The sequence below is a fragment of the Protofrankia sp. CiP1_Cm_nod3 genome (assembly GCF_982290655.1).
Map to the genome: position 1 here is coordinate 29,022 of NZ_CEVIVD010000018.1, position 18,594 is coordinate 47,615.

Below are 18,594 nucleotides of genomic sequence, written 5' to 3' on the forward strand. Positions count from 1 at the left end.
CCAGGTAGCCCGGGCGCGTCGCCGGTGAGACGCCCGGGCTACCTGGTGCGCACGCCCGCCCAGCGAGGCCTGTTCGCCTGGGCCACCGCGTCCCGGACGACGGCCCTCCCCCGGCCCACCGCCGGCCCGCGTCCGGTCCTGCTCGGCGCCCTCGCGGTGTCGGTGGTGGTGACCGGGATCACCGTCGGGACCCATCGGGCGGTCCCCGGTGAGCCGCTGTACGGGCTCAAGCTGCGCGTCGAGCACATCCAGCTCGACCTCACCAGCAGCCCGGTCGAAAAAGCCAAGATCCATCTTGATATCGCCCGCACCAGGCTCAACGAGATCAATTCGATCATGGATAACGGGCGGCTGCCGAAGAAGACCATCGAGGTACACGACCTGCTGACGGCCTGGCAGCAGGAAGCGTCCGCCGGCGGGAACGTCCTGGTCACCGAGGCCCGCAGGGGCAGCGAGGACGCGCTGCGAACCGTCCAGGACTTCACCGACGACCAGTCGCGGGACCTGCACGTCCTGCTCGACAACCTGCCGGACGGCCCCCTGCACGCCATGACCGCCGAGGCCCTCGACTACGTGCACGGCGTCCACAGCACCCTCAGCACCGGCGAGAACACCCCACCGGCGGCGGGCGCCCCCGGCCAGGCGGACGCCTCACACTCACCGCAACCGGTCCCGTTCGCCGTCCTGACCCCTCCCGTGGCCGCGAGCCCCGCCGCCCACCCCAGCGTCAGCCCCTCGGCGGCATCACCGCGGCCGGCCCGTTCCGCGGGCGCCGTCCACAGCCCGCAGGCACCGGCCACGCAGGCCTCCGAGCCCCAGGCCGTCCCGACCGACGCGCCCGCGCCCAGCGCGCCCGCGCCCAGCGCGCCGGAGAGCCCGCCGCCGGCCGATGCGGGCGGCCCCGTCCAACCGGTCGGCACCAGCACCGGCGGAGCCGCCTGATCCTGACGGGCGGGCCGGCCCCTGGCCGCCTGTCGGCCGGGGCGTTCCCGGCCGGGATCACCACCCTGGGGCCCTCGGCCGCGGCCCGGGAGGAAGACCGGCCCGCGGCCACCGCGCGGGATCACCCCGTGGGGACGTGGGATCACCCCGTCGGGATCAGTGCCTCTGCGAGCGGGCCACGTTGATCTGCTGCAGCATCTCCGCCACGAGGAAGGCGAGCTCCAGGGCCTGACCGGTGTTCAGCCGCGGGTCGCAGGCGGTCTCGTACCGGCCGGCCAGGTCCGCCTCACCGATACGCTCTCCCCCACCGAGGCACTCGGTGACGTTGTCCCCGGTCAGCTCGATGTGGATCCCCCCGGGATGGGTGCCGAGCTGCCGGTGGACCTCGAAGAAGCCGAGCACCTCGTCCAGGACGTCGTCGAAGTGCCGGGTCTTCACACCGTTGACGTCCCGGGTGTTGCCGTGCATCGGGTCGCACGACCACACCACCGGATGCCCGGCGGAGTTGACCTTCTCGACGATCGCGGGCAGGACGTCGCGGATACGGCCGGCGCCCATCCGGGTGATGAGTGTGAGCCGGCCGGGCACGTGGTCGGGGCTGAGCCGGTCGGCGAGGGCCAGTACCTCGTCGGGCGAGGCCTTCGGGCCCACCTTGCAGCCGAGCGGATTGCCGATCCGGGACATCAGGTCCACGTGGGCGCCGTCGAGGTCACGGGTCCGTTCGCCGATCCACAGCAGGTGCGCCGAAAGATCGTAGATCGAGCCGGTGGCGTCCTCCCTGCGGGTGAGCGCCCGTTCGTAGTCCAGCAGCAGCGCCTCGTGGCTGGTGAACAGCTCGACGCCGTGCAGTGTCGGCGTGCGCTCGAGATCGATACCACAGGCGGCCATGAACGACAGGGCCCGCTCGATGTCGGTCGCCATCACCTCGTAACGACGCCCGGCCGCCGAATCCCGCACGAACGCCTTGTTCCATTCGTGCACCTTGGACAGATCGGAGAACCCGCCGGTCGCGAAGGCACGGATGAGGTTCAGCGCGACCGCGCTGGCATGGTAGGCGTCCAGCATGCGGCCGGGGTCGGGCCGGCGGGCCCGCGCCGTGGCGGCGATGTCGTTGACCGCGTCACCGCGGTAGGACGGCAGGCCGGTGCCGGCCTCGATGTCGGCCGAGCGGGGCTTGGCGTACTGGCCGGCGATCCGGGCGACCTTGACCACCGGCACGCTCGCGCCATAGGTGAGCACGATCGCCATCTGCAGCAGCGTCTTCACCTTGTCGCGAATCTTGTTGGCGGTGTTCGCGGCGAAGGTCTCCGCGCAGTCTCCGCCCTGCAGCAGAAATGCCTCGCCCCGGGCGACCGCCGCGAGCCGTTCGGTCAGAATCCGCACCTCGGGTGCGACAACCAGCGGTGGCAGTGTCGCCAACCGGTCGCGGACGGCGGCCAGTTCCCCCTGGTCCGGCCAGTTCGGTTGCTGTTTGGCCGGCAGGGCCCGCCAGGCGTCGAGTTCCTCCACAGTGATACAGGGTACGGCCCGGGCACGGGCGCACGTCGCGCAATCCCCGGTGTCATACCGTCCCGCGCCACCCGCCTGTGCCACCCTGCGGCAGCCGGCCAGCCGCCGGCTTCACGGCCGCTTCCCGGCCGGCCGCCCGGGCCCCGCGCGGCCGTTTCAGCCGTTTTCCGGGCGTTTCGGCCGCTCCATCCTTCGCAGCTGTTTTCCGGCCCTTCGCGGCGGGCGTCTCAGCCGAAGAAGACCTCGGCCTCGGCGTAGAGCTCCTCCGGCACCAGCTTGAGCTCCCGGGTCGCCTCCGCCAGCGGCACCCGGTCGATCCGGGTACCGTGCAGCGCCACCATCGTGCCCCAGGCGCCGTCGTGCGCGGCGTCGATGGCGTGCAGGCCGAAGCGGGTCGCCAGCCACCGGTCGAACGCCGTCGGGGTGCCGCCCCGCTGGACGTGGCCGAGCACGGTCGCGCGGGACTCCCGCCCCGTCCGCCCGCGGATCTCGGTCTCCAGCACGGCGGCGATCCCCTGCAGCCGGACGTGGCCGAAGGCGTCGAGCTCCCCCTCCTTGACGGTCAGCGAACCGGCCACCGGGACGGCGCCCTCCGCCACCACGATGATCGGCGCGTACTGGGAGGCGAAACGGTGCTCGACGAAGGCGCAGACCTTGTCGATGTCGAACGGCCGCTCCGGCAGCAGGATCACGTTGGCCCCGCCGGCCAGCCCGCTGTGCAGCGCTATCCACCCCGCGTGGCGTCCCATCACCTCGACGATGAGGACGCGGTGATGGCTCTCGGCGGTGGTGTGCAGCCGGTCGATGGCCTCCATCGCGATGTTGACAGCGGTGTCGAAGCCGAAGGTGTAGTCGGTGGCGGACAGGTCGTTGTCGATGGTCTTGGGCACGCCGACGACCGGGATGCCCTCGTCGTGCAGGCGGGCAGCCACCCCCAGGGTGTCCTCCCCGCCGATCGCGATCAGCGCGTCGACGCCGTGCGCGGCCAGGGTCCGCCGAATACGCGCGACACCGCCGTCCTCCTTGTAGGGATTTGTGCGACTGGATCCGAGAATAGTGCCACCACGCGGGAGAATTCCGCGTACCGCCTCCACCCCGAGCGGGACGGTAGCGTTCTCCAGCGGACCTCGCCAACCATCCCGGAAGCCCACGAAAGAATATCCGTAGACATCCGTGCCCTTGCGGACGACCGCCCGGATGACCGCATTCAGCCCGGGACAGTCCCCACCGCCTGTAAGTACCCCGATCCGCATTCCATGCACCTCCTGGCGGGCCGAAGAAAGCGCGATCTTCTTTTTCTCGCGCCCGGCTCCCCTGGCCACCCGATGGTCATCAACCGGTGACGAGCCGCTCCTGTCAGTTCGGAAGCGTAATCCCACGGAGAGGATCGAAGAAACACATCCGCCGCCCGTGGCGCGGGGAATTCGCCGGCCCGGCGGCCGTACTTCACGGAAGTTTCGCCACGATCCTCACCGCGCGGGGGCCGGGGCCGGGCAGGCCCGCAGCGGCGCCAGGACCCGCCAGCGGTCGAGGTTGTGCCGGGCGTCGGCGAGCGCGTCGTGGGCGTCGGACGGCGGGGGCGGCAGCGGTGGCCGGCCGACCTCCTCCCAGAGCTGGCGCAGGTCCCGGGTGAAACGGGGGAGGAACCGGGGCAGGTCGGTCATCGTGCCGAAGAGCTGGCAGAGCACCACGTGGTCGTAGGCGGCGTACCAGGCCCACAGCTCCGGCGGCCCGGCTGCGCCGAGGAAGGCGACGATGTCGGAACGGATGCGCGCCCGCGTCCGCCAGCTCGGGTCGGACGGCGGCGGGAGCTTGTCCAGGACGTTGCGCCGCACCCACGGCACGGCGAAGGCCGGGTCGAACTCGGTGGACACGGCGTAGTACTCCCGGCTGCCGTCCTCGCTGACAATCCCGATGCTCACCAGGTCCAGCCAGAGGTGGCCCCCCTCCGAGCGCTCGATGAACTCGGTGTCGTAGAGATAGCGGCTGGCCACCGCTCCAGTCTGCCCGCCGGCCGCCCGGGAGGACGCGCTCATTCGCCGCGGGGGGACGCCGGGCCGTGGCGGCGGTCACGACGCAGCCTCGACCACAGCCCGGCGAGGACGATCGCCATCCCGGCGGCGCCGGCCAGCGGCAGCGCCCACAGCAGCATGCCGTTGACCTCCTCGCCGGCGTCGCGCTCATCGGCCCGGCCCGCGACGGTGGTCTGATCCACGGCGGCCGGGCCGGAACTGCCGCCATCGGCGGCCCCCGCCGGGGCTGCGGCAGTACCCGGGGTGACGGCCGCCGCGCCGGCCGCCGGGCACGGGCCGCCGGGCGGCGGCGGGGCGACCGGCGGGGCGCCACCGGCGGGCGCGGGCTCCACCCGGACGTCCACCCGGGCCGCCCTGGCGTCGGCGAGCAGGCAGACCACACCCGCGCCGGGGGCCGAGACGACCGTGCCCCCCGACACCCGCACCAGGTAGCCGTCCGGGTAGGCCGCGGCCGGGACGCGGATCTCGGTCGTCACCCCGCGCCGGAAGGCGCTCCCCGTCGGCGACACCGGCAGGTAGGACAGTGCGAGCAGCCGCCCGGACGGGTTGTAGGCCAGGCTCACCGGAACACCCGCGACCGCGGCCGGATAGGGCCTGGCCAGCGCGGCCAGAAGCGGGCCGGTGGGCGGCAGGTCGAAGAACCAGCCGATCTGGGCGCTCTCGGCGGCCGACAGCAGCCGCTGCACAGCCGCCGGATCCCCACCCGCCCAGCCGACCAGCAGCGCCGCCTCGTCGTTGGTCGCCGTGCTCGCGGTCGGGTCGAACGGGGCCGGGCCGCTGCGCCAGAGCAGATGGTGGGCGTCCTCGGCCCGCACCGCACCGGACAGCAGCGGGGAGTTCGCCGACGCCGAGGCCGCCAGCTCGAAGCCGACCAGACCGGCGGTGTCACGGAAGCGGTTCGACAGCCGCCGCAGGCCCGCGGCGAACGCCTCGTCCCCGGCGCGGGCCGCGATGGCGGCCGGCACAATCTGGATCATGACGCGCAGGCCCTGCCCGGTGACGGTCGCGACGGACGCGGCAAGCCGCTCGAGCCCGTCACCGACAGCTGCGCCGGTGCCAGTGCCGGTGCCGGTGCCGGTGCCAGCAGGCGGCCGGGCCTGGCCGGCAGCGCCACCGGCCTGCCGGGCCGGCCCGGCGGTGTCACCGGCCTGGCCGCTGAACGTCCCGTCGGCCTCCATCCGCACGCCGAGGCGTGCCGCGGTGAAGCCGGCGGCGGCCCACTGCGCGACGGTGGCCTGCTCGAGGACGGCGCCGGGGGGCACCGTCACGCCGCGTACGAACAGCGCCCGGCCGTCGAGGTCAACGGCGAAGCGCCCCGCGCGCAGGACCGTGCCGGCGGGCGGCTCCGGCGCCGCCGGCCCCGCGGGCGCCGGGCGCGCGGCGCCGGGATCCGGTGCCGGCTGGGCCCGGGCCGCGGGTACGGCACCGGCCACCACCGGAATGGCGACCATGGCGACAACGGCCGCCACCGGAATGGCGGCCCTGGCGACAACGGCCGCCAGCCGAACGGCAGCTCCGGCGACAACGGCCGTCAGGGCGAGCCGTCGCGGGAGACGCCGCGTCCCCGCCGGCCGGGCTGCCCGCGGCCGGCGCCGACGTGAGGGATGGTCGGGCGCCGTGAGATCCGCCGATGCGTGCACATCGACCATCCTGCCGTGCCCGAATGGCCAACAGCCGGCCCGGGCCGGCGATCAGCCTGCCTGGCGGGTGTCAGTCTGGTCACCCAGGCCCGAGCGGCCGGTCTTGCGACCGGCCCGCCGGCGGGCCCGTGGGGCACGGGGTGCCGACGGCTCCGCCATGGCCTTCGCCGGCGGCCGGTCGACCGTACGGCCGGCGCCCTCCCGGCCGGGCTCCCCGCCGCAGGCGCCGGCCGCCTCGCCGGCCGCCTCGCCGTCCGCCTCGCCGTCCGCCTCGACCGTGGCGGCGAGCTCGCTCTTGACCCGCTGCGCGTACCTGTCGACGTACTCCTGGCCCGACAGCGCCATCAGCTCGTACATGATCTCGTCGGTCATGGACCGGAGCACGAACCGGTCGTCGACCATGCCCTCGTAACGGCTGAAATCGAGCGGCTGGCCGATGCGGATGCCGACCCGGCGGATCCTGGGCAGCAGCTTCCCCTGGGGCTGCACCTCGAACGTGCCGATCATCGCGACCGGGATGACCGGGACCTTCGACGCCAGCGCCATCCGGGCAACACCGATCTTGCCCCGGTACAGCCGGCCGTCCGGTGAGCGCGTGCCCTCCGGATAGATCCCCAGCAGTTTGCCGCCCTGGAGCACCTTCACGCCGCTGCGCAGCGCCCTGTCGCTGGCGGCACCACCGCTGCGGTCGATCGGGAGCTGGCCGGCGCTGGTGAAGAACAGCCGCTTCAGCCAGCCTTTGAATCCCGGGGCGGTGAAGTAGTCGCTCTTGGCCAGGAAGGTGACCCGGCGCGGCACGACCAACGGGAGGAACAGGTGGTCGGAGAAGGAGAGATGGTTACCGGCGAGGATTGCGGGGCCCCGTTCCGGGATGTTTTCCAGCCCCTCGACCCACGGCCGCCAGAACAGCCGCAGGATGGGAGTGAGAAATGCCTTGACGACCCAGTACAACACGTCAGCTCCCGGTGTGGTCGCCCACCAACATCGTCTCGACACGCATCGGCCCGACACGCCCGCACACGGTGGCCGGGACAACCCTATGGAACCGTGGTGGCCGCGTCCACCACGGGGACTGTCGCGGCCGGCCGCTCCCCGGGCGCCGCCGGCAGGCTCCCCCGCGGCGGCCCGGGAGCCGCGCGGACGCGGGACACGGCGAGGCCGGCTCCGGACACGACACCGCCGGACATGGCGTCACAGAACACGGCGTCACAGAACATGGCACCGCTGGACACGGCACCGCGGAGAGCATGGCCTCTGCCCGTCCGGCATGCGAGCATGCTGCGGAACCGGTCCGCGCGACGAAAACAGAACAATCCCCCGTCACCACGGAGTGCGGCCGATCGCGCGCGAGTAACGAGAGGGCGGACACCATGGCAGGCGTACCACGGCGTTCGGTCACACCAGGCACTTCGGTCACACCAGACACTTCGGTCGTACCGGGCACTTCGGTCGTACCGGGCGCGGAGCCGTTCGAGCACGATGGCGGCGACACCGGGGTACTGCTGATCCACGGATTCACGGGCACACCACAGAGCATGCGCCCCTGGGGCTCGTTCCTCGCGGAGGCGGGCCTGACGGTCTGTTGCCCGCTGCTGCCGGGCCACGGCACCCGCTGGCAGGAGATGAACGGCACGACCTGGCGCGACTGGTTCGGCGCGGCCGAGGATGCCTTCCTCCGCCTGCGGGAACGCTGCTCGGCCGTCTTCGTCATGGGGCTGTCCATGGGCGGCACCCTGACCCTGCGGCTGGCGGAGGTCCACGGCCCGGCGGTGGCCGGGGTGGTCACGGTCAACCCCAGCCTCGGCACCGACCGGAGGATCGCCGCGCTCGCCCCGGCGCTCTCGCGCGTGATCCCCTGCGTGGCCGGGGTGAGCAGCGACATCAAGGCCGCGGGCACGGCGGAGGTCGCCTACCGGTGCCTGCCCCTGCGGGCCTTCGTCTCCCTGCGCGAGCTGTGGACGGTGACGGTGGCGGACCTGGGGCGTGTCACCAGCCCGATCCTGACCTTCCGCAGCCGCGTCGACCACGTCGTCGAGGCCACCTCCGGACGGATCCTGCTGGCGGGCGCGACGTCGTCCACCGTCTCCGAGCGCATCCTGGAGAACAGCTACCACGTCGCGACTCTCGACAACGACAGACACACAATTTTCGAGGGAAGCCTTCAGTTCGTCGACACGCACACGGTTGTCTCGGGGTGATCGGGGTGAGTCGTGCCTGACCTGCCACCACCTGCCGGTGGCCCGCCGCCGGACGCGGGCGGAGCCGCCGGCGGCCCGGCGTGCGGACAGCCGCCGCAGGCCAGCCCGCCCGGCGCCGAAGCGAGTGGCGCCGGCGCGCCCGGCCCCACCGGCCACCGTGGGACACGCCGCGGCGATCCGCCGTCCGGAGACGGCAGGCCGAAGGAGCGGCCGAAGGAGGACGCAGCCATCGCCGGGCCACCGGCGGCGGGCAGCCCCGACGGGGACGGCGGCGGCGGTGCGCCCACGGCGCGGGACACGGGCCAGGAGACGGACCAGGACGCGGTCTTCGCCTCGCTCGTGGCCCGTTTCAACGCCGAGCCCGTAGAACGGACCTGGCCGTCCAGCGAGGACGTCACGACGCGCACGGAGCCTCCGGGCGTGGCCGTGCGCCCGGTCTGGCGCTTACCGCTCGACCCGGACCGGCAAAAAGATCATATTTTCCTTCCCGTGGACGACAGCGCGACCACCGGCCCGGCCGGTGAACGGCCGGACGTCGATCCGCCGGGCGTCCCGAATGATGCCGGCGGCTACGACGACCCTGATGACCCCTCCGGTGACCCGTCCAATGACCTGTCCGACCACTACGACCCACCGCCCCCACTGCCGGCACCCCGCATGAAACCCACTACCCGGTGGGCGTTGTGCTCTATTGCCGTCGGCGTCGCGATCCTGTTGGTCCCCACGATTGCCGGGATCGACCATGGCAGGCCCTACGACGTCGGAGGAGTCATGCTTGTGCTGGGCGGAGTCGCCACACTGGTGTTCCGAATGGCGGATCGGCCGCCCACCGACTCAGCGGACGGTGACGACGGTGCGGTCGTCTGATCCCGGTCCGCCGGCAGGCGGACCGGGCACCCGCGTCAGGGCACGGAAGGGGCGGCTGCGTGGAGTTCCACGAGAAGGTCGAGATACACGGTCACCTGATGGACACCGGCATTCTCGCCCGGGTACTCGACGACGTTCTCAGCTACGGGGGCGACTACGAGATCAGGAGCATCGATCTCGGCACGACCCATGACGACGAGTCGCACGCGACGATCGTCGTCGGGGCCGACTCGGCGGAGCAGCTGACCCGCATCCTCATGAGGATCAAGGCGTACGGCGTCAACAGCGTGGAGCCGGGCACGGTGCTGCTGCGGGCGGCCGACCGTGACGGGGTCTTCCCGCCCGACTTCTACTCGACCACCAACCTGGAAACCGTGGTCCGCCTCGGCGGCCAGTGGGTGCCGGTGGAACATCCCGAGATGGACTGCGGCCTCGTCGTCTGCGACGGGCGGGTGCGCACCGTCCCGGTCTCCGAGGTCCGGGCCGGCGACATGATCGTGTGCGGCGTGTCCGGGGTGAAGGCCGTGCTGCCGGTGACCGACCACTCGACCCGGCTGTACGGCACCTTCCAGGCCCTGTCGTCGCAGTCCGTCTCGTCGTCCACCACGCTGCTGGCGCCGCAGCGGCAGGCCGTGCTGGTCCGCGCGATCGCCCGCCAGATCCGTGAGCTCAAGGCGGAGGGCTTCGGGGTGCTGTGGGTGGCCGGGCCCGCCGTCGTGCAGTCCGGGGCCACCCCGGCCATGGTCGCGCTGATCGAGGCCGGCTACGTCGACGTGCTCTTCTCCGGCAACGCCTTCGCCGCCATCGACATCGAGGCGGCCCTGTACGGGGCGGCGTTCGGCAACGAGCCGAGCCGCGGCAAGGGGGCCGAGCGCGGGCACGAGCAGTACATCCGGGCGATCAACACGATCCGGCGCGCCGGATCCATCGTCGCCGCCGTCGACGACGGCATCCTGACCAGCGGGATCATGCATGCCATCGTCAAGGCGGGCAAGAAGTTCGTCCTGGTCGGCTCGGTGCGTGACGACGGCCCGCTGCCGGACGTCCACACCGACGTGCTGGCCGGCCAGCGGGCCATGCGCGACGCCCTGCGCGGGATCGGGCTCGCGCTCATGGTCGCCTCGATGCTGCACTCGGTGGCCACGGGCAACATCCTGCCGGCGTCCATCCCGGTGGCCTGTGTGGACATCGACCCCAGCAGCGTCAGCAGGATCGCCGACCGCGGGTTCTCCCAGGCGGTCGGCGTGGTCACGGACGCCGGGCTGTTCCTGGAGCAGCTGGCCCAGGAGCTGGTCGCCGACTACCGTCCGGACACCACTCGCTGACCCCGCTGGCCCCGCTGGCCCGGCCGGCCCGCTCGGCCACGGCCCGACCGGCACGGTCAGCCCGGTCAGCTACGGGCCAGGTCGGCGGCGCCGATGATGCCGCCCCGCGCGGCGAGCTGGGCGGTGACGATCCGCGCCTCGGGACGGTGCCGGCGGGCCGACAGGCTGTTGGCGAACTCCGCGCGGGCCGGGGCGAGAAGAAGATCACCAGCCTCCGCCACCCCGCCGCCGAGCACGAAGAGGCCGGGATCGAGGATCGAGGCCAGGCTGGCCATCGCCCGGCCCAGCCAGGTACCGACGTCCTCGAAGCACTTCACCGCGAGCGGATCGCCCTCCAGGGCCGCCTCGGTGACCGACGGGCCGCGAAGAACGCCCACCTCGCCGCCGGCGAGCTCCAGCAGGCGCCGGCCCGCCGCCGGCGAGGTCGTGACCAGCTCACGGGCCTTGGCCACCAGCGCGTTGCCGCTGCCGTACGCCTCCAGGCAGCCCCTGTTCCCGCACCCGCACAGACGGCCGCCGGCCACCAGCTGCATGTGCCCGATCTCCCCACCGAGCCCGAACCGCCCCCGGTACAGCCGGCCGTCGAGCACGATCCCGCCGCCGACGCCGGTCCCCACCGTCACGCACACCAGGTCCGGCTCGCCGCGGCCGGCACCGAAGCGGTACTCCCCCCAGGCCATCGCGTTCGCGTCGTTCTCCACGACGACCGGCAGGCCGGTGCGAGCACTGACCTCGTCCCGTAGCGGCTCGTCACGCCAGGCGAGGTTCGGCGCGAACAGCACCCGCGAGCGGTCACGGTCGATCAGGCCCGCCGCCCCGATGCCGACCGCCTGCACCGGCCGCGGCGCCACGGCCGCCCGCAGCTCGTCGACCACCTCGCCGATCAGATCGGCCACCGCCGCCGGCTGCTGGCTCGGCGTCGGCCGCCGCAGCGACGACAGGACCGTCCCGGACCCGTCGACGACGCCGGCGGCGACCTTCGTGCCACCGACGTCCACGCCGATCACCAGATCGGGGCGCGCGCTGTCCCTGTCCGACGACGTTGTGATGGTCACTCGACATCGATCCTCTGAACACGCGGCCCAGGCCCCGGCCGCTCGGTTGGCCATCCCCTCACAGCAGTGTCCTCGACGGGGCCGGTACCGGCCGTAGCGGCGCTGTCCGTGCCGGCGTCCGGACGGCCGGCGAGGACCGCCCGCACCGCCGCGGCCAGCGCGGTGGCCGCGGCGAACAGATGCCCGGCCACCTCCGGCCGGCCCGCGGCCAGGGTGTTGACCACCCGGCAGAGCGGACACACCTGGCACATGGTCATCGCCGCGGCGTCCGGACGGGCGTTGTGATGGCCCTCCGGGCGCAGGCCGCAGTCGCAGCCGGCACCGCCGCCCGCGTCACCGGCCCCGCCGGGCGGTGCGGCGGCGCGGCGCCCGGATCCCGTCCAGCCGGGGCCGGCAGCCCCGGCATGACCGATATGATCGTTATTGCCGACGTGGGTGTCGTCACCAGGACGGCCGTTGTGACCGGTGTAGCCGGTATGGGTGGCATAGCCGCTGTGACCGGCGTGGCCGTCGGTGTGGCCGGTGTGGCCGGTGTGGCCGCCGGCGTGGCCGATGTGACCGCTGGCGTGTGTGGCGTTACCTTCAGTGTGGGTGGCGTGGCCGCCGGTGTGGGTGGCGTGGGCCTGGGCCGCCGGGTTCGTCAGCAGCAGGTCACGCACGGCCGCGGCGAGCAGGGCGGCCTCCTGGGCGAGCGGGCCCGGCGCTGGCATGGTCATGTACGGACCCACAGGTCCGGGTCCGGCACGAAGGAGACCACCAGCCGATCGTCGCGCAGCACCGCGCCGGTGACGTCGCACCGGCGCAGCGCGGATGGCAGGGTGAGCATCCGCCGCTGCGACCCGACCGAGACCATCAGCTCGTCCGCGCCGACGCGGGCGAGAGCGATCTCGGAACGCTCCACGAACGGCAGGGCGATCGAGATCGAGAAGCCGTTCCCGGCCCGCTCGACCCGCAGCGGGCCGATCCCGGCCCACCCGCCACCGCCGAGGACGGCGACCGGGTCGAGGGCCGAGTAGGTGCCCGCGGCAAAGGCCGCGAGCTCTTCCAGGCCGACCGGCTCACCGGCCCGGTAGGCCGCGCGCAGGACCGGGATCGGCGCGAAGGAGCGCTCGACGGCCGCTAACTGCTCACGGTGGGCGGCCGCCCAGCCGGCCCGCCAGGCATCTCCCCCGGTGGCGACGTGCACCCGGTTGGCCACCATGGCGTCCACCCCGAACCCGTACAGCGCCAGCGCGCCCACCGCGGCCCTGGTCCGGGAGGCCACGACGGTCTCGGGGGTCAGTACGAGCCGCACGCTGGAGCGCGACGGGTCGGACAGGACGTCACGGACCTCGTCCATGATCTGCTGAAGCCGCGCGGCGGCCCCGGCGAGCGGCCCGGCCACGGCGTCCGGCCAGGTGGGACGGCCCAGCCGCCACGGGCTGCCGCGCAGCAGGTGGGCGAGCCGGCCGTCGATCGGAACGACCCGGCGCAGGTACCACAGCAGTGTCTCCGGCAGGGTCAGCAGGCGCAGTAAGCGGGCGATCGGGCCGGCGTCGACCACGACGACGTCGTAGTCCCCGGACCTGATCTGGTCGAGCAGGTGCAGCAGGGCCAGCACCTCCCCGGCGCCGGGCAGCACCGTCAGTTCACCGGGCTCGATCGGGTCCGCTCCGGTGACCTCCCACAGCCGGCCCAGGGCGGCCTGTATCGTCCACCAGCGGTCCTCGAAGGCACGCTGGGTGTCCACACGCTGGGCGAACAGGCCGGCTTCGATCTCAACGGGGGCCGTGTCCAGCGGATGGTCGAGAACCGCCGCGAGGCCTCCCGCCGGGTCCGCGGACATCACCAGCGTCCGGTTACCACGCTGGGCGGCCAGCGTGGCCGTGGCCGCGGCGACCGTGGTCGTCCCGACGCCCCCTTTGCCCGCGAAGAGCACGCATCGCACGCGTGGTCAGCTCTCGAGGTGTTTCTTGAGATCCCTCAGCGCGGCGTCGACGACACCGCTTTGTACCTTGCGCCGGATCAGGCTCGGAATCTTGACCTTCAGCTCGACGGTGAGGTCGTAGGTGACCTCGGTCCGGCCGTCACCGAGGTCGCGCAGAACGTAGCTGCCGTTCTGCGCGACCAGGTTTTTCCCCTCGACGAGAGTCCAGCTCACCGAGTCGTCACCGCACCAGGTGTACTCGGTGACGAATTCCTCCTTCGCCACCACGGCGTTGACCAGGAAACGGGCCCGTCGAGGACGGCCGTCCGGGCCGGGCACGACGACCTCGGCCCGTTCCACCGGCCCTGACCAGGTCGAATATGCGCTTATATCAGCAATCGCCGCCATCACAGCCGCGGGCTTGGCATTGATCGTGGTACTGGCTCGGGCGTGCTCCGCCATTGGTGACACTGCCTCCACAACTCGCCCGGGCATACCCGACACTGCTGGCATCCCGGTTACATCCTGGCTACTGAGGCATCCAGGATCTCTCCACACGTCAGGATAATCATCCTGACCAGTCGACGAGGCTACCGGACCAGGCACGGACACGGCGGGCGCGTCCGTGGCTGGCGAGTCGTCCACAGGACATCCGCACGTCATCCGCGGGCCATCAGTAGACCGTCTGTGGAGCATCCGTGGAGCATCCGTGGAACACCGACAAATCGCCGGGAGACCGTCGACGGGCCGCCGACAGCACAGCCCGATACCCGGGCTACCAGCGCCTGCGGCCAGGCCGCCCACCACGCGAGCACCCACGGCGGGCCGCCTACCACTCGAGTACGAAAGGCGTTCCCCGGGCATTGAAATGTCCGACGTTGACGCAGCGCGTCGACCCGATGTCGAGCACATCACGATACGGCTGGTGAACATGTCCGAACAACACGTAGCGAGGCTTCACGTCGTGAATGGCCTCCAGCACCGCGACACTGCCCCGTTCGTAACGCCGGGCCACCGTGTCGTACACGAGCTCGGGCAGGTGCGGCGGGATGTGACAGCACAGGACGTCCACCGCCCCGACCGCCGCGACCTTCGCGGCATAGGTCTCGTCGTCGATCTCGTACGGGGTGCGCATGGGGGTGCGTAAACCTCCGCCGACGAAACCGAACCGCAGCCCGCCGATCTCGGTCGTCTCGCCGTCGAGCAGCGTGACGCCGTCCCGCAGATAGTCCAGGTAGAGATGTGGGAGATCGACGTTGCCATAGGTCAGGAAAGTCGGCGTGGGAAAGGCTGCGAACAACTGTTCGTACTGCCGGCGGATCGCCCGCTCGATGATCGCCTGGCGGTCGTCACCCAAGGTGGCCCACAACCCGTGGGACCATTCACGGGCTTCGTCGAAACGCTGCTCGGTCCGCAGCCGAATCATTTTCCCGACCGCCTCCGGGCCGAACAGGTCGCCCATGATCCCACGGCTGTGGTCCCGGTAGTCCACGTAGAGAAGAAGGTCCCCGAGACAGATGAGGGCGTCGGCCCCCTGCCCGGCGGCGGCAAGCGCGTCTGCGCGGCCATGAACATCACTGACCACATGGACCCTCATACCGGCCAAGCCTACGGTCACCCCGCCCGAAAAACCCGCCGTACGCAGCCCCCCGCCCGGCTCAACGGGATACCGGCCGTCCCGGGGAATCGGCGGATGGTGCCCGTGGCACGGCGGGCCCCGCGGGTTCCGCCGGTTTCACGGGGTGTATGACCGGTGCCGCGGATTCCACGAGTTCCACGGTAGGCACCGCGGCTCTCGTGGCGTCCGTGGGCTGCCCGGCGAGTTCCGCCGGTTCCGCGGCCTGCGTGCCGGGTGCCGCGAACCGCCCGGGCTGCCCGGCGGGTCCCGCTGCGCCCACGCTGGCCTCAGGCCCAGTAGAAGCAGGCTCGGTGGAAGTGGGCCCGGTGGATGCCGTGGGCTGCGGTGGAGGCGCCACCGCCGGCTCGCCGGGCGCGCGGCCCGCCTCAAGGACATCCTTGAGCACGTTGAGCTGGCGCTTGGTGTGCAGCGAGCGGCGGCGCGCCCACCGTGTCGCGGCGCGTGGACGCAGCCGGCGGGCCTCGGCCGGCCGTCCCCGGTGGGTGGCGTCCGCCCGCAGGAAGACGTGCGCGACGGCCCCGTCGCCCCACGGCTCGAGCCAGATCTCGCTGGTCCCGACCAGCGCGCCGGTCACCGTGAAGCGCAGCCCCTCGGCACCCCGGTCCTGGAAGACGGTGAGCTCGAGATCCGGCCACAGCGCGCGCCACCATGCCGGGTCGTGGACGGCCGTGGACACCACAGCCGGGTCGACGGCCAGGAAGACCTCGTCGACCAGATCGATCTGCACGGGCGAGGGACTCACGTCCGGGATCATGTCAGACGGCGGGCGCCGCTGGGCGGGACACGGCCGCGGCGGCCGGCGCGCGCGGCCGGCGCGTCGGCCGGACCACGAGGAGCGTGACACGGCGTGCGGGCCACGACATAAAACATGCCTGTCGGTAATCAGACCTGGCGCGGTCAGGCCTGTCGTGGTCATGCCTGCCGGATCACGCCTGGGCGGCGTCCGGGAGCAGCAGGTCGCGCAGCCGGGCCGCGAGGACGTCCCAGCGCCAGGCCTCCTCGACCCAGGCGCGGCCGGCCGCGCCCATGGCCCGGGCCCGGTCGGGATCGGCCAGCAGTGCGCCGACGGCATCGGTCACCGCCCGCGGGTCGCCGCCGTCGACGACGGTCCCGGTCCGGCCGTCGAGCACCGCGTCCGGCGCCCCGCCGCTGCGCCCGGCGACGACCGGCAGCCCCGTGGCCGACGCCTCCAGGTAGACGATCCCGAGGCCTTCGACCTCCAGGCCCGCCCGCCGCGTCCGGCACGGCATCGCGAAGACGTCACCGGCGGCGTAGTGGGCGGGCAGTTCCTCCCAGGGGACCGAACCGGTCATCACCACGTGCTCGGCCACCCCGGCGTCCCGGGCCAGCCGTTGCAGCGCCGGCCGGTGCGGGCCCCCGCCGACGAGCAGCAGCGCCGTCCCGGGCGCCCGGCGGCGCCAGGCCGGCAGTGCCCTGATCAGCATGTCCTGCCCCTTGCGCTCGACCAGCCTGCTCACGCACACCACGACCGGACGGTCGGCGAGGCCGTGCCGCCGGCGGATGTCGTCGCGTCCCACACCCGGCCGGAAGAACCCGGTGTCGACGCCGCCGGGCAGCCGGGCGAGGGCCGGCCGGTGGCCGAGGGCCGGCGCGAGCCGCGTCCTGGTGTAGTCGGTCAGGTAGGTGACGGCGTCGACCGTCCGCCCGATGCGGCGCAGCACCTGCCGCGGGCCCGGCAGCACCGCCCAGCCCACCTCGTGACCGTGCGTGCTCGCGACGATCCGGTCCACCCCCGGGTCGCGGCGCAGGCCGGCCGCGAGCAGGCCCAGCGGCGCGGCCGCCCCGAACCAGACGACGTCGCACTTCTCCGAACGGGCGATCGCCCGGGCCCGGCGCTGCACGTCCGGGACGGGCAGCATCAGGGTCGTCGGATGCCGCACCACGGGGAACGGCGCGGCCGCGTCGAACGCGCCCGCGCCCCGCCACGCGGGAGCGTAGACGATCACCTCCGCGGCGGGTAACCGGCTGGCGAAGTTGTACACATATGCCTGAATCCCACCGGGACGCGGCGGAAAGTCATTGCTTACGACCAGCACCCGCATCGGGCCATCCTCCAGCATCCCGCCAGAACGCCCCGACGGCAGGCAGCCCGTGACAGGAGACATCCCGACCGGAGCGGGACGGCTCCCCCAGCGACCGCAAGCGGTCAGGGGCGTAACTGTACGTCCATATATGATCTCCACTGTGCGACGAAATCGGCCTCGGTGACGCCCAGGACCGCCCGCAGCGCATCGGCCAGCCGCGCCTGCGGGTCGCCGGCGCCGGTCCCGGCCTGCCGGTAGAACCTGACCAGCCCGTCCAGGCCGGCCCGGTCCGCGATCAGCCGGCAGGCCAGCCACGCCTGCTGGTAGCGGACGGGGACGCTCCCGTCCGTCGCGGAGAACGCCGCGTCGTCGGGCAGCGCGTCCGGTAGCCGGCCCGCGCGTACCTCGGCGGCCAGTTCCGTGGCCGCCCGGGCCACCGCCAGCCGTACCCCGGCGTGGCCCACGGTCTCGGCGAGCCCCTCCACCAGCCACGTCGGGGTGCCCGCCCCGGTCACGTCCGCGCTGGCCAGGTGGGTGAACTCGTGCCGCAGCACCACCTGCCGCCCCTCGGCGCTCAGCCGGTCGTAGACCTCCGGATCGACGATCACACGACCAGCACCCGGCCCGTCATCCCCGCTCCCGCCGCCGGCACCATGGCCGGTGCCACTGCCGACGCCACTGCCGGTACCACTACTGATACCACCTCCGGTGCCACTACTGGTACCACTGCCGGTGCCGCCATCGGGCAACGCTCCGGAAGGGCATCCACCCGATGGGCACCCCGGCGGCGGAGCACCGCCCCCGATGCCATCGGACGACGGCCCGGGAGCACCGGCTCCCCCGGCCTTCCACGGGAGCACCGCGACCGCGGCCTCACCGCCTGCCCGCCCCGACGCGGCACGGAAGCCTGCGCCGTCCGCGGGAACCTCCACCACGACCCGGTCGGCCCACGGCCCGTCCCAGACACCGCGCACATAACGCAGCGCCTCGTCGGCGTCACGGCGCACCTGGTCCAGCCGCGACGACGGCGCGCCCCCGACGACCAGCAAACGCCCGGCCGGCTGCCCAGCCGCCCCCTGCCCAGCCAGGCCCCGACCGGCCGGGCGCGGCACGGGCTGTGGCCGGGCCGCACCCGCCGCGTCCCCGAGAACGGCATTTCCCCGACCGGCAACTGCCTGACCGTCACGCTCCTGACCTGCCTGGCCGGTGACAGCTGGCACCATCCCGACGGCGGCCGCCACGCAGACAGCCACCATCACCACCAGCACGCGCCGCCGGAGCCACCGCCCGGCCCGGCTCACCCGGCCGGCCCGGCCGTGACGCGCCGCCGCGGGGGAAGGATGTGGGCTAACCGGTCCGGCGGGCGCGTTCACGGGGGCCGTTCACGGGACGGGGCAACGGCAGCACCTGCGCCATCGGCACCGGCGCCGCGCTC

Annotated in this window: 17 protein-coding genes; 4 read left to right on the forward strand and 13 right to left on the reverse strand. The window is 73.0% G+C overall.

Annotated features, from left to right (window positions below):
- Positions 1 to 942: DUF5667 domain-containing protein (locus AC5LUJ_RS06090; RefSeq protein WP_493464598.1), on the forward strand; the 942-nt coding region annotated here is incomplete at its 5' end.
- Positions 943 to 1,098: 156 nt separating this feature from the next.
- Here the strand turns inward: AC5LUJ_RS06090 and AC5LUJ_RS06095 are convergent.
- From AC5LUJ_RS06095 to AC5LUJ_RS06115, 5 genes are all read right to left on the reverse strand, one after another.
- A complete protein-coding gene (locus AC5LUJ_RS06095; RefSeq protein WP_250286829.1) occupies positions 1,099 to 2,451 on the reverse strand; it encodes a class II 3-deoxy-7-phosphoheptulonate synthase in 1,353 nt (450 codons plus the stop codon).
- Positions 2,452 to 2,678: 227 nt separating this feature from the next.
- Entirely contained in the window at positions 2,679 to 3,704 is a 1,026-nt protein-coding gene (locus AC5LUJ_RS06100; RefSeq protein ID WP_445548467.1) for a 6-phosphofructokinase, read from the reverse strand.
- Positions 3,705 to 3,920: 216 nt separating this feature from the next.
- Positions 3,921 to 4,487 carry a polyadenylate-specific 3'-exoribonuclease AS gene (locus AC5LUJ_RS06105; RefSeq protein WP_445548799.1) on the reverse strand — a complete coding sequence of 189 codons (567 nt, stop codon included), beginning with the start codon at positions 4,485 to 4,487 and terminating at the stop codon, positions 3,921 to 3,923.
- Positions 4,484 to 5,935, reverse strand: coding sequence for a hypothetical protein (locus AC5LUJ_RS06110; protein WP_493464599.1), 1,452 nt, complete (start codon positions 5,933 to 5,935; stop codon positions 4,484 to 4,486). Before AC5LUJ_RS06110 ends, AC5LUJ_RS06105 begins: the two co-directional genes overlap by 4 nt.
- A 240-nt stretch (positions 5,936 to 6,175) precedes the next feature.
- Complete coding sequence (locus AC5LUJ_RS06115; protein ID WP_250281627.1) at positions 6,176 to 7,078, reverse strand: lysophospholipid acyltransferase family protein; 903 nt, start codon at positions 7,076 to 7,078, stop codon at positions 6,176 to 6,178.
- 416 nt (positions 7,079 to 7,494) lie between these two features.
- Between AC5LUJ_RS06115 and AC5LUJ_RS06120 the strand changes: the two genes are divergently transcribed.
- Genes AC5LUJ_RS06120 through AC5LUJ_RS06130 form a run of 3 tightly spaced genes read left to right on the forward strand, consistent with a single transcriptional unit; the run spans position 7,495 to position 10,514 of the window.
- Complete coding sequence (locus tag AC5LUJ_RS06120) at positions 7,495 to 8,322, forward strand: alpha/beta hydrolase (RefSeq protein ID WP_250281630.1); 828 nt, start codon at positions 7,495 to 7,497, stop codon at positions 8,320 to 8,322.
- Between the two features lie 12 nt (positions 8,323 to 8,334).
- Positions 8,335 to 9,189 carry a hypothetical protein gene (locus AC5LUJ_RS06125; protein WP_493464600.1) on the forward strand — a complete coding sequence of 285 codons (855 nt, stop codon included), beginning with the start codon at positions 8,335 to 8,337 and terminating at the stop codon, positions 9,187 to 9,189.
- A 59-nt stretch (positions 9,190 to 9,248) separates the two neighbouring features.
- Positions 9,249 to 10,514: an ornithine cyclodeaminase family domain gene (locus AC5LUJ_RS06130; RefSeq protein ID WP_250281635.1), complete on the forward strand. Its 1,266-nt coding sequence runs from the start codon at positions 9,249 to 9,251 to the stop codon at positions 10,512 to 10,514.
- Positions 10,515 to 10,579: 65 nt separating this feature from the next.
- Here the strand turns inward: AC5LUJ_RS06130 and AC5LUJ_RS06135 are convergent, their stop codons facing one another.
- The 8 genes from AC5LUJ_RS06135 to AC5LUJ_RS06170 all read right to left on the reverse strand — a co-directional run bounded on the left by AC5LUJ_RS06135 (position 10,580) and on the right by AC5LUJ_RS06170 (position 18,208).
- The gene (locus AC5LUJ_RS06135) at positions 10,580 to 11,569 is read right to left on the reverse strand and encodes an ROK family glucokinase (protein ID WP_250291979.1); all 990 of its coding nucleotides are present in this window, start codon (positions 11,567 to 11,569) and stop codon (positions 10,580 to 10,582) included.
- Positions 11,566 to 12,285, reverse strand: coding sequence for a hypothetical protein (locus AC5LUJ_RS06140; protein WP_250281640.1), 720 nt, complete (start codon positions 12,283 to 12,285; stop codon positions 11,566 to 11,568). Before AC5LUJ_RS06140 ends, AC5LUJ_RS06135 begins: the two co-directional genes overlap by 4 nt.
- The gene (locus AC5LUJ_RS06145; protein ID WP_250281642.1) at positions 12,282 to 13,496 is read right to left on the reverse strand and encodes an ArsA family ATPase; all 1,215 of its coding nucleotides are present in this window, start codon (positions 13,494 to 13,496) and stop codon (positions 12,282 to 12,284) included. Before AC5LUJ_RS06145 ends, AC5LUJ_RS06140 begins: the two co-directional genes overlap by 4 nt.
- Positions 13,497 to 13,502: 6 nt before the next feature.
- A complete protein-coding gene (locus AC5LUJ_RS06150) occupies positions 13,503 to 13,937 on the reverse strand; it encodes an SRPBCC family protein (protein ID WP_250281644.1) in 435 nt (144 codons plus the stop codon).
- A gap of 367 nt (positions 13,938 to 14,304) precedes the next feature.
- A complete protein-coding gene (locus AC5LUJ_RS06155) occupies positions 14,305 to 15,072 on the reverse strand; it encodes a metallophosphoesterase family protein (RefSeq protein WP_250291983.1) in 768 nt (255 codons plus the stop codon).
- Between the two features lie 61 nt (positions 15,073 to 15,133).
- Positions 15,134 to 15,856, reverse strand: coding sequence for a hypothetical protein (locus AC5LUJ_RS06160; RefSeq protein ID WP_250291985.1), 723 nt, complete (start codon positions 15,854 to 15,856; stop codon positions 15,134 to 15,136).
- A 184-nt stretch (positions 15,857 to 16,040) separates the two neighbouring features.
- Positions 16,041 to 17,177, reverse strand: coding sequence for a glycosyltransferase family 4 protein (locus AC5LUJ_RS06165; protein ID WP_250291988.1), 1,137 nt, complete (start codon positions 17,175 to 17,177; stop codon positions 16,041 to 16,043).
- Positions 17,178 to 17,281: 104 nt separating this feature from the next.
- Positions 17,282 to 18,208 carry a hypothetical protein gene (locus AC5LUJ_RS06170; protein ID WP_250281652.1) on the reverse strand — a complete coding sequence of 309 codons (927 nt, stop codon included), beginning with the start codon at positions 18,206 to 18,208 and terminating at the stop codon, positions 17,282 to 17,284.
- Between the last annotated feature and the right edge of the window lie 386 nt (positions 18,209 to 18,594).

What these genes read in the sequence shown, in the direction of transcription:
- AC5LUJ_RS06155 (WP_250291983.1), bottom strand. Translation starts at nt 15,072, where the DNA reads ATGAGGGTCCATGTGGTCAGTGATGTTCATGGCCGCGCAGACGCGCTT.
- AC5LUJ_RS06110 (WP_493464599.1), bottom strand. Translation starts at nt 5,935, where the DNA reads ATGGTCGCCATTCCGGTGGTGGCCGGTGCCGTACCCGCGGCCCGGGCC.
- AC5LUJ_RS06165 (WP_250291988.1), bottom strand. Translation starts at nt 17,177, where the DNA reads ATGCGGGTGCTGGTCGTAAGCAATGACTTTCCGCCGCGTCCCGGTGGG.
- AC5LUJ_RS06120 (WP_250281630.1), top strand. Translation starts at nt 7,495, where the DNA reads ATGGCAGGCGTACCACGGCGTTCGGTCACACCAGGCACTTCGGTCACA.
- AC5LUJ_RS06140 (WP_250281640.1), bottom strand. Translation starts at nt 12,285, where the DNA reads ATGACCATGCCAGCGCCGGGCCCGCTCGCCCAGGAGGCCGCCCTGCTC.
- AC5LUJ_RS06150 (WP_250281644.1), bottom strand. Translation starts at nt 13,937, where the DNA reads ATGGCGGAGCACGCCCGAGCCAGTACCACGATCAATGCCAAGCCCGCG.
- AC5LUJ_RS06100 (WP_445548467.1), bottom strand. Translation starts at nt 3,704, where the DNA reads ATGCGGATCGGGGTACTTACAGGCGGTGGGGACTGTCCCGGGCTGAAT.
- AC5LUJ_RS06105 (WP_445548799.1), bottom strand. Translation starts at nt 4,487, where the DNA reads ATGAGCGCGTCCTCCCGGGCGGCCGGCGGGCAGACTGGAGCGGTGGCC.